Source organism: Actinomadura fibrosa, from assembly GCF_900659615.1.
Lineage (GTDB): Bacteria > Actinomycetota > Actinomycetes > Streptosporangiales > Streptosporangiaceae > Spirillospora > Spirillospora fibrosa.
Genome location: NZ_CAACUY010000018.1, coordinates 40,388 through 53,859, shown reverse-complemented (window position 1 = coordinate 53,859; position 13,472 = coordinate 40,388). Strand labels below are relative to the sequence as shown.

Annotated in this window: 13 protein-coding genes; 9 read left to right on the top strand and 4 right to left on the bottom strand. The window is 69.5% G+C overall.

The features are described from left to right. The first annotated feature begins 68 nt into the window (after positions 1-68). Positions 69-977 carry a LysR family transcriptional regulator gene (locus tag E1300_RS09910; protein ID WP_131756586.1) on the top strand — a complete coding sequence of 303 codons (909 nt, stop codon included), beginning with the start codon at positions 69-71 and terminating at the stop codon, positions 975-977. Between the two features lie 9 nt (positions 978-986). Here the strand turns inward: E1300_RS09910 and E1300_RS09905 are convergent, their stop codons facing one another. After that, positions 987-2,300, bottom strand: a complete 1,314-nt coding sequence (locus E1300_RS09905) for a serine/threonine-protein kinase (RefSeq protein WP_131756585.1) — start codon at positions 2,298-2,300, stop codon at positions 987-989. Positions 2,301-2,310: 10 nt separating this feature from the next. Further along, positions 2,311-2,826, bottom strand: coding sequence for a hypothetical protein (locus tag E1300_RS09900; RefSeq protein WP_131756584.1), 516 nt, complete (start codon positions 2,824-2,826; stop codon positions 2,311-2,313). 192 nt (positions 2,827-3,018) lie between these two features. Between E1300_RS09900 and E1300_RS09895 the strand changes: the two genes are divergently transcribed. The 6 genes from E1300_RS09895 to E1300_RS09870 all read left to right on the top strand — a co-directional run bounded on the left by E1300_RS09895 (position 3,019) and on the right by E1300_RS09870 (position 10,649). Further along, on the top strand, positions 3,019-3,753 hold the full coding sequence (locus E1300_RS09895) for a hypothetical protein (RefSeq protein WP_131756583.1): 735 nt from the start codon (positions 3,019-3,021) through the stop codon (positions 3,751-3,753). Positions 3,754-3,951: 198 nt separating this feature from the next. After that, positions 3,952-5,106, top strand: coding sequence for a glutathione-independent formaldehyde dehydrogenase (locus E1300_RS09890; protein WP_131756582.1), 1,155 nt, complete (start codon positions 3,952-3,954; stop codon positions 5,104-5,106). 1 nt (position 5,107) lies between these two features. Beyond that, complete coding sequence (locus tag E1300_RS09885) at positions 5,108-5,656, top strand: type 1 glutamine amidotransferase domain-containing protein (protein ID WP_131756581.1); 549 nt, start codon at positions 5,108-5,110, stop codon at positions 5,654-5,656. A 123-nt stretch (positions 5,657-5,779) separates the two neighbouring features. Then, positions 5,780-6,880: a hypothetical protein gene (locus E1300_RS09880; protein ID WP_131756580.1), complete on the top strand. Its 1,101-nt coding sequence runs from the start codon at positions 5,780-5,782 to the stop codon at positions 6,878-6,880. A gap of 485 nt (positions 6,881-7,365) precedes the next feature. After that, positions 7,366-9,051 carry a glycoside hydrolase family 27 protein gene (locus E1300_RS09875; protein WP_131756579.1) on the top strand — a complete coding sequence of 562 codons (1,686 nt, stop codon included), beginning with the start codon at positions 7,366-7,368 and terminating at the stop codon, positions 9,049-9,051. Positions 9,052-9,206: 155 nt separating this feature from the next. Further along, on the top strand, positions 9,207-10,649 hold the full coding sequence (locus E1300_RS09870) for an arabinofuranosidase catalytic domain-containing protein (protein WP_131756578.1): 1,443 nt from the start codon (positions 9,207-9,209) through the stop codon (positions 10,647-10,649). Between the two features lie 256 nt (positions 10,650-10,905). Here the strand turns inward: E1300_RS09870 and E1300_RS09865 are convergent, their stop codons facing one another. After that, positions 10,906-11,877 carry a LysR family transcriptional regulator gene (locus tag E1300_RS09865; RefSeq protein ID WP_131756577.1) on the bottom strand — a complete coding sequence of 324 codons (972 nt, stop codon included), beginning with the start codon at positions 11,875-11,877 and terminating at the stop codon, positions 10,906-10,908. A gap of 28 nt (positions 11,878-11,905) precedes the next feature. Here E1300_RS09865 and E1300_RS09860 point away from each other — a divergent pair, with 28 nt between their 5' ends. Further along, positions 11,906-12,259, top strand: a complete 354-nt coding sequence (locus tag E1300_RS09860; protein ID WP_131756576.1) for a hypothetical protein — start codon at positions 11,906-11,908, stop codon at positions 12,257-12,259. Between the two features lie 81 nt (positions 12,260-12,340). Further along, the gene (locus E1300_RS09855) at positions 12,341-13,024 is read left to right on the top strand and encodes a hypothetical protein (protein ID WP_131756575.1); all 684 of its coding nucleotides are present in this window, start codon (positions 12,341-12,343) and stop codon (positions 13,022-13,024) included. 72 nt (positions 13,025-13,096) lie between these two features. On the opposite strand, the gene E1300_RS09850 is transcribed toward E1300_RS09855, so the two are convergent. Beyond that, positions 13,097-13,291 (bottom strand): hypothetical protein, encoded by a 195-nt coding sequence (locus E1300_RS09850; RefSeq protein ID WP_207399601.1) that lies wholly within the window; start codon positions 13,289-13,291, stop codon positions 13,097-13,099. Between the last annotated feature and the right edge of the window lie 181 nt (positions 13,292-13,472).

Below are 13,472 nucleotides of genomic sequence, written 5' to 3'. Positions count from 1 at the left end.
CCCCGCCGCTGGTCAATGTGGCATTCGTGACGGGGCGATAGGGGAAACCTGTCACCGCTGGAGGGATCATGCGGATCGAACAGCTCGAATGCGTCGCGGCCGTCACCCGGCTCGGCTCGATGCGCCGGGCCAGCGAGGCGCTGCACATGTCCCAGCCGGCGCTCAGCCAGACGATCGGCAACCTGGAGCGCGAGCTCGGCCTCACGCTGCTCGACCGGCACCGCGCGGGCACCCGGATCAGCGCGGACGGCCGCGAGCTGCTGCCCTGGATCGCCGAGGTCCTCGACGCCGTCCACCGGCTGCGCGCGGCCGCCGACGACCAGGCCAGGTCCCGGCAGATGATCCGCATCGGCACGGTGAACGCGGCGACCGTCCCGCTCGTCGCGCCCGCGATGCGCACGTTCCGCGCCGCGCACCCCGGCACGCAGGTGGAGCTGGTCACCCTCCAGCAGGCCGACATCCGGGACGCGCTGCGCGGCGGCGCCCTCGACCTCGGCCTCATCAACCTCATCGACGGCGACGACCAGCCCCCGGACCTCGCGACCGTCGAGCTGCTGCGCGGCCGCCCCACCGTCTGCTGCCGCACCGACAGCCCGCTCGCGCGCCTGGACGCCGTCCCGCTCGACCGCATGCTCGCCGAGCCCTTCGTCGCGATGCGCTCGGGCTACCTCATGCACCGCTACGTCCACCGCCTGCTGGACGGGCGCGAGCCCGCCTTCGCCTACTCCGTCGACGGCGCCGAGATGGGCAAGGTCATGGTCGCCGAGGGCCTCGGCGTCACGCTCCTGCCCGACTACAGCATCGCCGACGACCCGCTCGAACGCAGCGGCGTCATCACCCGCCGCCCCCTGGACGCCGAGGGCCCCGACGTCCTCCTCGTCGCCCAGCACGCCCGGACGCGGCACCTCCCCCGCCACGTCAACCGCATGCTCCGCCTCCTCCGAACCCAAGCCGTCGACCTGCGCCAACAGCAATAGTGAACGGGGTCAGCAGTAGGGCGTCCAGTAGCGATCGTCTTCGTAGACCCAGCCTCGTTGGCCTCTGTCGGTGGTGACGTACCAGAGCTGAGTGCGCCCGCCTGGAGCGCCGCGCCGCGTCACGGTGGCGATCTCTCCTCTCACGAGGGAGTCGTTGGTGAGCTCGTTGTTCTCGGTCCGCAGGTACATGTCGTGGGCGGTCACCTTGTAGCGGTCACACCTGACGGGGACCCGCGTGCCTTGGCTCGGGCGGGGTGAGGATGTGCGGGAGGGCCGGGCTGAGGTGGGCGAGGAAAGAGGCGGTGCGGCGGTCGCGGTGTGGCTGGGCTTGGGGGTGCGAGTAGCTGAGGGAGACGGCGCAGTCGGGGTCGGCGAGGGGGACGGTGCCGCTTGGCCGGCCACCCTGCCGTGAGCCGGGCGGCCGTACATGTAGGTGAACGCCAGGGTGATCAGCAAGGCCGTGACGGCTGCCGCCGGGGCGATCCGAAGCCACCGGGACCGGTTCGGCCGAGCGTCCAGCAGGGCATCGGCGAACTGTCTCGCGGAGGCGTGGCGGTCGGCCGGGTCCGCGCTGAGCGCGCGGACGACGGCCTGCTCCACACGGCGCGGGATCTCCGGGCGTTGCTTGCGAAGCGGCGTCATGCCCCCGAGAGGCGCCTTGCCGATCAGGACGTAGTGCAGCACCGCGGCCAGGGAGTAGACGTCGGCGGCCGGAGTCAGCCGGTCTCCTGAGACGGCCTCGGGCGCCATGAAACCCGGGGTGCCGATTCCGGCTCCGGTCCGGGCCCAGGTCTCGGCCGCGCTGAGGCCCGCGGTGCTCAGCGGACGGGCGAGGCCGAAGTCGGTGAGCATGGGACGGGGGGAGCTGCGGGAGCCGGCCAGGATGATGTTGCAAGGCGAGACGTCGCCGTGGAGCAGGCCCGCCTCGTGCACGCTGTCGAGGGCGTCGGCGATCCGCACGATGGTCTCGACCGCCTTGGCCGGGGTCATGCGGTCCAGCTTGTCGAGGATGTCCTTGAGGGTCGTGCCATCGACACAGGGCATGACCAGGTAGAGGTGGCCCTCGTGCTCACCCGCGTCGAGTACCGGGACGATGTTCTCGTGCGTGACGCGCCGGGCCCGGTCGATCTCTTGTGCGAAACGGCTCCGGTAGGCGGGATCGCCGGCCAGTTCGGGGCGGATCACCTTGATGGCCAGGGGTTCGGCGGAAGCCCCGTCGCCGACGGCGCGCGCCCGGTAGACCACGCCCATGCCGCCTCTGCCGAGTTCGTCCAGCAGCTCGTAGCCGGGCAGGGCGCTTTGTGGCAGTTGTCCGTCCAACACAGGCGGGAGATTACTGCGCGGCCCGTTCGCCGGTGCTCTGAACCGCGGCGAGGATATCGGCCAGATCCGGCAGCGTTCGGATGAGCGCGCGGGTCAGCTCGTCCTGGTCCTCGGGGGAGTTGAGCCGCGCCGCCGGTTCCAGCAGTGCCAGCAGCCGGGCTCGGCGGTCGTCGGTGCTGTTCGCCAAGTGGCGGTGGAGGTCCTCGACGTCCTGAAGCGCTTGGCGGATGAGGTTGGGGCGCGCGGGTTCCTCCAGTTGGAGGACCAGGAGCCGCAGAAGCCGGCGTGCGGCCCGCCTGACGTCGGCGGCCCACGCCGACGGGGCGTCATCGCCACCGCTCAGGCGCGAGCGCTGGGTCTGCAGCCACGGTTCGATCGTGTCGCTGTGCCAGACCGGCCCGGAAGCCAGTTCCACGTCGGGCTCGGGCATGTCCCAGCTCCGGCGTTTGCGCCAGACCGTCACCGCCTGCCGGGTCAGCCCGAGGGTCTCGGCGATCTCGGCCAGCCCGTACAACTCGCGCGGCACTCCGGCCACCTCCCTGATGCAATCTAAGATTGCAGTATTGCGATCTTGGGGGTCGGTTGGTTAGCGTCGGCGGTGCGACATCTTTGCTTGCGTCTAACGCTATCGAGGATGTCACCCGCTGTCGATCGTGCGGCACCCGTGTCGCGGCGGTCCCGGCATCGAGTCCTGGAAGCACCGGTCACGAGGAGAATCATGCGATCAAGTCTCGCCGCGCTGCGGGCGTCCCGCGGCGCGTGCCTCGGGGGCGGCCTGGCCGTCCTCGCCGTCCTCGGAGGCGGCGCCAGTGCCATGGCGGCTGCCGCGGGCGGCGCGCCGCACGCCACGGCGGCTCAGGCGGCCGGCCAGGTCTCCGGGCGGACGGCCACCGCCGCCGCCACGCACTACACCCACTCGACCACGCTGGCGAAGGCCCAGTGCCCCGTCTACCTCAACTACCCCAAGGGCGGGGTCGCTCCCCGGCACTGGACCAAGCACCGCACCGCCGCGGGAAAGCGGACCCACCTGGGCGTTCGCTACACCTACAAGGGATACGCCCTGGTGCTGGACTACGCCAAGAAGAAGGACCCCAGCTGGGGCTTCATCGCGAAGAGCTGCCTGACCGACCCGTACGCCTACAGCCAGGGCGACCGCGGCACCAGGCTCGGCGACCTGCGGGCCATCGGCGGCAACGGCCAGGTCAAGGCCGTCCCGATCAGCGCGGCCCATCGAGGCAAGAAGCAGCGCACCCTCATCCGGGTCGGGTCCAACGGGACGCTCCGCAGCGCCCCCAAGTCCTTCGTGATCGGCAATGGCGTCCGCGGCGACGCCTTCCGCATCACCACCAAGCACTGCGGGCACCACTCCTCGGCGGCATGGATCCTCGGCTACGCCCCGGCGTCGGGCCGGTGGGGCTACATCCAGGCCGCGCACCTGCCCGCGTGCCGATAGCGGTCTGACCAGGCCCCGCGCGTTCCGGTCGCCGACGACCGTGCCGGCGACCGGAACGCGAGTGGCCTCGCTATGTGACGCTATGTGCTTGTTCGGGCACCACTCGTAGTTATCTGTGGGTTCAGGCGGTTGGCCGGGGGTAGTCAGCCCCAAGGGGCTTTCCGTAGGGAGGGAGGCATCTGCGACAAGGAGGTAGTCGTGAAGGCAGTGGTGTACGAGGGGCCGCGGCAGGTCAGCGTCAAGGACGTGCCGGACGCGCGGATCGAGCGGCCGACCGACGTCCTGGTGCGGATCACGTCGGCGAACATCTGCGGCTCGGACCTGCACATGTACGAGGGCCGGACCGACTTCGAGACCGGCCGCTCGTTCGGGCACGAGAACCTGGGCGAGGTGGTCGAGGTCGGCGACGGCGTCGACAAGGTCAAGGTGGGCGACTGGGTCGTCCTGCCGTTCAACATCGCGTGCGGGCACTGCAAGAACTGCGAGCGCCAGCTGACGAACTACTGCCTGACAGCCCAGCCCGAGCCGAACATGGCCGGCGCCGCGTACGGCTTCGCCGACATGGGCCCGTACGGCGGCGGGCAGGCCGAGCTGTTACGCGTGCCCTGGGGCGACTTCAACTGCCTGCGGCTGGGCGAGGACGCCGAGCAGCGCCAGACCGACTACGTGATGCTCGCCGACATCTTCCCGACCGGCTACCACGCCACCGAGATGGCCGGCGTGCAGCCCGGCGACCAGACGGTCATCTACGGCGCGGGCCCGGTCGGGCTGATGGCCGCCCTCTCGGCGACCATCCGGGGCGCGGGCAAGGTGATGGTCGTCGACCGGCACCCCGACCGGCTGCGGCTGGCCGAGTCCATCGGCGCGATCGCCATCGACGACTCGAAGGTCGACCCGGTGCAGGCCGTCCTGGACGAGACGATGGGCCTGGGCGCGGACAACGGCTGCGAGTGCGTCGGCTACCAGGCGCACGAGCCCGACGGCCAGGAGCAGGCCAACCTCACGATGAACCGGCTGGTCGCGTCGGTGCGCTTCACCGGGAGGATCGGCAACGTCGGCGTCTTCGTGCCCCAGGACCCCGGGGGCAGCGACGAGCTGGCCAAGCAGGGCAAGGTCGCCCTCGACTACGGCATGTTCTGGTTCAAGGGCCAGCACATCGGCAGCGGCCAGGCTCCCGTCAAGAAGTACAACCGGCAGCTCCGCGACCTGATCGCCGGGGGCAAGGCCGAACCGTCCTTCATCGTCAGCCACGAACTGCCCCTCGACCGCGCGCCGGAGGCCTACGAGCACTTCGACAACCGGGACGACGGCTGGACGAAGGTCGTCCTGCACCCGGCGGGGGCGGGTGCCTGACATGGCCGGAGAGCTGAACGGGCGCCGGGTCGCCATCCTCGCGGCCGACGGGGTCGAGCGGGTCGAGCTGGAGCAGCCGCGGCGAGCGCTGGACGACGCGGGCGCCCGCACCGTCGTGGTGTCGATCACCGACGGCGAGATCCAGGCGCGCGACCACGACCTCGAAGACGCCGGCACCTTCCCCGTGGACCGGCTGGTCGGCGACGTGTCGGTCGACGACTACGAGGCACTGCTCCTGCCGGGCGGGACGGTGAACCCGGACAAGCTGCGGATGGAGTCCGCCGCGGTGCGGTTCGTCCGGGACTTCGTCCGGTCGGGCAAGCCGGTCGCCTCGATCTGCCACGGCCCGTGGAACTTCGTCGAGGCCGACGTCGCGCGGGGCCGCAGGCTCACCTCGTGGCCGAGCGTGCGCACCGACCTGCGCAACGCGGGCGCCGAGGTGGTCGACGAGCCGGTCGTCACCGACGGCAACATCACCACGAGCCGGTCGCCCGACGACCTGCCGGCCTTCTGCGAGCGCATCGTGCAGGAGTTCGCCAAAGCCCCGTAGGGCCCTGCGGGCGTGACCATGCGTCGCGCACGTGGGTCGGTCACGTCCTGCGTGCGCGACGCATGTGACGTGCGGCGGCGGGTAGCAGGTCGGGGTTCGCCCGGTTACCGGCGAGGAGCGTCCATGGCCACCAACGATCGGCGTCGGCGGGAGATCGTCGTCGGGCTCGTGGCGACCCCGCCGGACTATCCGGCCCAGGTGGTGGCGCGGCTCACCGCAGAGCTGGCCGACCTGCTCGCCGAGCGGGTGGACGCGGACGTGCGGTGGACCGTCCGGGAGGGCTGGGGCGAGGTGGCCCCCCGCCGCGACGGCGGCGTCGAGGCGCTCCTCGACGATCTCGCCCAGCGGCGCGCCGACGCCCGGTGGGACATCACGATCTGCTTGACCGACCTGCCGCTGCACACCGAGCGGTTGCCGCTGGTCGCGCAGACGTCCGCCCGGCGCCGCGTCGCGCTGCTGTCCCTGCCCGCGCTGGGGCTGCGCCAGCGGCGAGCCGTCCGCGCGGCCGTTCCCGAACTCGTGGCCCGGCTGCTCGCCGACGCCCGCGAGGAGCGGGTGCCGCCGGCCGGCCCGGCACTGGCCGGCCGGGTCGCCGCCGTCCATCGAATGGTCGGCGGAACCGACGCCGGGGAACGGGCCTACGTCGCCTCGCGGCTGGCCGGCCGGGTGCGGCTGGTGGCCGGGATGGTCCGGGCCAACCGTCCAGGACGGGCCCTGCTCGGCCTGTCCAAGCTCCTGGTCGGCGCCTTCGGCACGGCCGCGTTCGCGCTCACCACCAACACCATCTGGCAGATGGGCGATGCGCTCGGCGCCCTCCGCCTCACCGCGATCATGCTCCTCGGGCTGACCGCGCTGGTGGCCTGGCTGATCATCGCGCACGACCTGTGGGAGAAACCGGACCCGAGCACACCGGCCGAGCTGGCCCGAATGTTCAACCTCGGTACGATCCTCACCCTCACCCTGGCCACCGCGGTGTCCTATGTGGCGCTGTTCGCCGGGACGCTCCTCGCCGCGGCGCTGCTGATCGACACGTCGGTGCTGGAACAGAGCCTGGAGCGGCCGGTCGACGTCACCGACTACCTGATGCTGGCCTGGATCATCAGCTCGCTGGCCACCGTCGGCGGCGCGATCGGCTCCGGCCTGGAGGACGAGGACACGGTACGGGCCGCCGCCTACGGCTACCACCCCGAGCCGGGCGGCTGGCGAGACGAGAAGGACACGTGAGCACGGGGCCACCGCGCACACCGCAGCGGCCCGAACGTAATCGAGTTCTAACGTCTTATCGGAACGATTCGCGAAACGATTCGGTGTTCGCATCCGAGTCGTACCCGGACCGGCGCCGCAGACCGCCGATTCTGCCCTGCAACTTCGGTGGCAATCGGCAATGGACCTCCGCCTAAAGTGGCGCTGAAGGGGGTGTCGTCGTATTCGTGCGCTCGACACCCCCTGCCGCATATCCGGTGTTCGTCTTGCAAGGCGCACACGCTGCGAACAAGCAGGTCTGGCACCTGCGCCGAAGGGGGTCCGAGCCCGCCCGCACCCAGCGATACATCTCACGTGTTGAGAGGTCGGACAAAGCGCCGACCAGCCACATGAAAACGATCAGGTGCTCGACCTGGGAGTTTCATGGAAATCCGCGTCCTCCTGGACATCGTTCGGCGACCCGTTCAGAATCAGTCCACTCCATGGTCTCCGTGCACGGAGGGGCGATGAACCCCGCGCCTGGCTCGTACTCGATCAGCCGCTCCCGGTTCTTTGGTCAGCGCTTGAATGTTAGCGCTAACATCATCGGTCGCTCGACAAGGACGTGGCTTGCCGCGGCGCTGTTCCTGCTGCTCATCCCGGTGACCGTGCTGGTTCCGGCACCGCGTGCCTCCGCTCTCGGCAACGGGCTGGCGCGGACACCGCCGATGGGCTGGAACGACTGGAACGCCTACGGCTGCAACGTCAGCGAGCAGCTGGTGAAGCAGACGGCGCTGGCCATGCACAACAACGGCATGCAGGCGGCCGGCTACCAGTACGTCAACATCGATGACTGCTGGATGTCCTCCGCCCGGGACGCCGGCGGCAACCTGGTCGCCGACCCGGCGAAGTTCCCGGACGGCATCGCCGCGGTCGCCGGCTACGTGCATTCGCTCGGGTTGAAGTTCGGGATCTATGAGGACGCCGGGACCGCTACCTGCGCCGGTTACCCGGGCAGCTACGGGCACGAACAGCAGGACGCGAACCTGTTCGCCTCGTGGGGGGTCGACTACCTCAAGGAGGACTGGTGCAACATCCCGTTCGGGAGCTTCCCCGGGCAGTCGCATCAGCAGGTCGCCAAGACGCTGTACTCGCGGACGCGTGACGCGCTCGCCGCGACCGGCCGCCCGATCGTCTTCAGCATGTGCAACGGCTGGGACGCCAGCGTCCAACCGTGGACCTGGGCGGGCCCGGTCGCCAACCTGTGGCGCACCACCACCGACATCCAGCCCAACTTCTCCAGCATGCTGTCCAACTTCCACGTGAACCGGGGGTTGGCCCCCTACGCCGGGCCCGGTGCGTGGAACGACCCGGACATGCTGGAGATCGGCAACGGGATGAGCGCCACCGAGGACCAGGCCGAGTTCAGCCTGTGGGCCGAGATGGCCGCACCGCTCATCGAGGGCGGGAACCTGGTGAACGCCAGCTCGTCCACTCTGTCGATCCTGACGAACCGGGCTGTGATCGCGGTCGACCAGGATCCGCTCGGCAGGCAGGGGACCCAGGTGTCGGCCTCGGGCGGCCACGACGTGCTGGCCAAGCCGCTGTCCAACGGCGATGTTTCGGTGGTGCTGTTCAACGAGACCGGATCGGCCGCGACCATCTCCACCACGGCGGGTGCGGTCGGTAAGTCGGGCGCCTCAAGCTACACCTTGACCAACCTGTGGACCGGGAGTGTCTCCACCACCACGGGCACCATCACCGCCTCGGTTCCGGCGCACGGCGCCGTCATGTTCCGGGTGGCCGGGGGCAGCACCACGACCAACCCCACCGGAGCGGTCCACGCCAATGGCGCGAGCAAATGCCTGGACGTGCCGGGCTCCACGCAGGCCAATGGGGCACAACTGCAGATCTGGACCTGTAACAGCGGCGTCAACCAGACCTGGACTTACAGCGCGGGACAGCTCACCGTCTACGGCGGTACCAAATGCCTGGACGCCTACAACAACCAGACCGCGCCGGGCACGAAGGTCGAGATCTGGGACTGCAACCAGGGCGCGAACCAGCAATGGCTGCTGAACGCGGACGGCACCATCACCGGTGCCCAGTCCGGACTGTGCCTGGACGTCACCGGTGCCGGTACTGCCAACGGCACACCAGTCGAGCTGTGGACGTGCAACGGCGGCTCCAACCAGCAATGGAGCATCGGATGAGCCGCGCCGCGACCGTGCCTGGCGGCTGAGGCAGCCACTCCCAACGCCCGATCTCTCGGCATCCGTCACAAGAGGAGGTTCTTGTGTTGCCACCCCAAACGGGTCGTCGGCGGGCCCGATTCATCGTCGCGATTCTGACGGCCACAGTGACGGCCATGTTCGGACTGGGCGTCCCGGTGAGCCATGCGGCGGCGTCGCAGCCCTGCGACATCTACGCCGCCGCCGGTACACCGTGCGTGGCCGCGCACAGCACGACCCGTGCATTGTTCGCCTCCTACAACGGCTCGCTCTACCAGGTGCGGCGCTCCTCCGACAATTCGACTCGGGATATCGGGGTGCTGAGCCCGGGCGGTGTCGCCGACGCGGCCGCGCAGGATTCTTTCTGCTCCGGCACGACCTGCCTGATCACCGTCATCTACGATCAGTCGGGCCGCGGCAATCACCTGACCCAGGCGCCTCCCGGAGGGTTCCGCGGCCCGGCTCCGGGCGGATACGACAACCTCGCCGACGCGACCGCGGCGCCCACCGTCCTCAACGGCCACAAGGCCTACGGCGTCTACGTCGCTCCCGGCACGGGCTACCGCAACAACCGCACTTCGGGCGTCGCGACCGGAGACAACCCCGAAGGCATGTACGCGATTTTCGACGGCACCCATTACAACGGCGGTTGCTGCTTCGACTACGGAAACGCCGAGACCGACAGCCGGGACGACGGCAACGGCACGATGGAGGCCATCTACTTCGGCAACATCAGGGTCTGGGGTTACGGCACCGGCAACGGCCCCTGGGTCATGGCCGATCTGGAGAACGGCCTGTACTCCGGCGTGAACGCCGGTTACAACGCCAATGATCCGACCGTCAACCATCGGTATCTCACCGCCATCATCAAGGGCGGCCCGAACCTGTGGTCCATCCGGGCCGGCAACGCCCAGTCCGGTGGCCTTTCCACCTTCTACAGCGGACCCCGTCCGAACGTCGCGGGCTATAACCCGATGCGCAAACAGGGTGCCATCATCCTCGGCACAGGCGGCGACAACAGTATCGGTTCCGCCGGCACCTTCTATGAGGGTGTGATGACCTCGGGCTATCCGTCCGACGCCACCGAGAACGCGGTGCAGGCCAGCATCACCGCCGCCGGTTACGGAACGGGAGGCACGGGGGGCGGCTATCCGAGCGGTTACCACCGGCTCACCGTCGCCAACGACGGTCTGTGCCTGGACGTGTACGGCGCTACCGGCGCATCGGGCGCGGCGATCGACCAGTGGACGTGCAACGGCCAGACCAACCAGCAGTTCCAGTTCCTTCCCGGCTCCGGCGGCTACGGCGAACTCCAGGCCCAGAATTCCGGCCTGGTCGTAGCCGTGGCCAACAGTTCCACCACCGCCGGCACTCCCGACATCGTTCAGCAGACGCGCAACGGCGCCGCCAACACCATGTGGCTGCCCATCCAGCAGTCGGACGGCTCCTACGAGTTCCAGAACAAGAACAGCGGCCTGTGCCTGGACGTCTACGGCGCCGGTGGCAACCTCGGCCAGCAACTCGACCAATGGCCGTGCAAGAACGCCCCCGGTACCAACCAGGACTTCGCAGTCGGCTGACCAGGAAGTGGCGCGCGAAAACTCGGACCGGCTGCCCGAGGGCGTCAGGACGGACCCCACCGAGGGCACGCCCTGACGCCCTCGCCCCCAGCAGCGAGGACGGCTGTTGACAGCGACGCCACCCTTCGGATCGGCGACCGAAGCTCGCCAGCGCGACCGCGATAGCGGCGTCCCTCTCGACGGCGGCACCCAGCAAATCGTGGACACCTATGAGGGCGAACGCCGCGCCAACACCGACGCCTGTAGCCCGGCGCGGTCAGCGGCTTGTCGGTGGCGCCGCTGACCGCGGGGCCTTCGCGCTACCAGACAACTGGTCAACTGCTGCGCCTTGTGTTTGATCGTGCGCCAGATTTCCCACGACCTGAGCGAAAGCGTCGAGTAGTGGTGTTCGAGTGCCGTCCCGGTAAACCAAGCCCCACTCCAGTGGCGGGCAGTCGCTCACCGGCGTGGTCGCGAGCGTGGGATGGCGGTGATAGGACATGGTCTGGTCGCCGAAGATGAAGGCCCCGTGGCCAAGGGAGATGACGGCGAGTGCCTGGTGCACCGAGGTCACTGCTGGTCCGCTCGGAATCGGGTCGCCGCTCGGGGTGGTGCGGGGACAGCGGGACAGCGTCCAGTCGGCCGGCATGGTGGGCGTGCTCAGTAGCGGTACGGTCGCCAGATCCGCCAGCGAGACGCTGGCGCGGGCGGCGAACGGGTGGTCGACGCTGATGACCAGCATCGGATCTTCCCGCAGCAGGACCGGTCCGGCAGTGACGCCTGGTTCGTGGGCAGGGTAACTCGCGCACATGACGTCGACATCGCCGCTGTGCAGCGGCTGCAGCGCGTCCCCGCCCCTGAGCTCCACCACGACGATCCGGGCGCCGGGATGCGTCGTGTGCAGTGCGTCCGCGGCCTCAACGAAGAGTCGCCCCCACAGCGCGTTGACATAGCCCGCTCGCAGCGTGCCGCTGACACCGCGTGCGGTAGCGGCGGCACGTTGCAGCGCGTCGCGGACCCCCTGGTAGTGCGGCTGTAGGTCGGCGTACAACTGCCTGCCGAGATCGGTGAGCTCGACTCGGCGGCTGCTGCGTTCGAACAGCGCACCCCCGAGGCGCCGTTCGAGCGTCTGGATGAGCTGGCTGATTCGCTGCGGCGTGACATGACGGCGCTGAGCCGTCCGCCCGAAGTGCAACTCCTCGGCCAGGACCAGGAACGTCTCCATCTCCCCGACTTCAACAAGCGACATTTGATGATCATAAAGTCAGCAGCTGTCGATGAACCGGATGGATCTTGCAATCCTCGACTGGTCCGGCCCTGTGGGGCTACGAACAGGAAGGAGGGCTTCGCATGAGGAGACTGCTTCTACCGCGACAGCGGCCGGACCGGTCATCGCCTCCGCGCTCGCGTTATCGGCAGTCCCCGCCAACGCGGCCCCCGGTGCGTCGGCCGGCGCGCCGGTCGTGACCAACCTCCCCGCCGGCGCCGAGCGGTGCTCCGACTTCGTCAAGTCGGATATGGGAGCCCTCAATGAGGTGAACTCACCGAATCTCCGGCAGGTTGCCGTGCTCGAAATGTCCGGCGGCGCGGCGCACGATGCCGGGCTCCGGCTTTTGATCCTTGACCCATGATCGTCTCACCGTGACCCGGTCTGCTTGTTGCACTTCGGAATGTCCGGAGACGTCGAGCGGACAGAAGGAGGCTTCACCCCCATGCCCTCCACTTCCTCGCCCTCAGGCGCCACGTCCCCGCAGTCCCCGCGCCGCTTTCTCGCACGCCGCGCCCTGCCGGTCGCCGTCGCTGCGGCCGCCGTGCCCCTGGCGCTGGCCGCACCGGCTGCGCACGCCGCCACCAGCACGTGGCGCGTCACCACCACCGCCGACACCGCCTTCAAGAGCACCGCCGACGTGACACTGCGCACGGCGGCCGGCACGACCTTGTTCAGCTGCGCCGGCGCCGGGCAGTACGGCTGGATTCCCAAGCTGACGTCCACTGCCGCCACTCCGGTCGTCGTCAACACCAACAACGTGGTCGGCACATGCGTGGACGCCCAAGGCACGCGAAGCAGCTTCTTCGGCGGCACGCCCGCCTTCGGGACCATCGGCTACACCGCGACCGGCTACAACGCCACCACCGGCACCACCGCCCTCACCGCCGCCAACACCGACGGCATCCCGATCACAGTGGCGTTCAGCACCCCCGACTGCAGCATCCACCTCAACAAGTTCGCCGCGACCTACACCAACAGCACCCACACCCTCAAGCTCACCAGCGGCACCGTCCGCACTGTCACCGCCGGCTGCTTCGCGAGCACCGTCAAGGCAGGCGACACCCTCACCCTCACCGGCGACTTCAAGCTGGACCCGGCCGTCACCATCACCCGCACCACCACCTGACCCCACACCCGGCACCGACACCGCCGTTCGACCGGCCCGAGCCCGCACGGACCGGTCGAACGCCGGGGCGGTTCATGCCCGGTTGGTGACCAGCCAGTGGCGGACGTCGGCCATCGCGGTGCCGTCGCCCTCGGCATCGATCGCGGCGGCCAGGCCAGCGACGGAAATGGGAGAGGGTATGCGCGCCCCTGCATCCCGAGCGGCCGTCATCGCCCGGGAGATCGCGCACGGACGTGAGGATCGTTCAGCGGGGATGCTCAGCGCCATGGACGCCGAGGGCGTGCCGTGCAGTTCGACCAGCCGCGCCGCCGGGACCGGCTGTCGGGTCCGGCTGAGGTGCTGGCGATTGGCGCGGCGGGAATCCAGGCACCGTCATCCTGGATCGCTGGGCTGGCTGACAACGAGCCTGCACCTCACCCCGGGGATTCCCTGGCACGCCGCACATCTA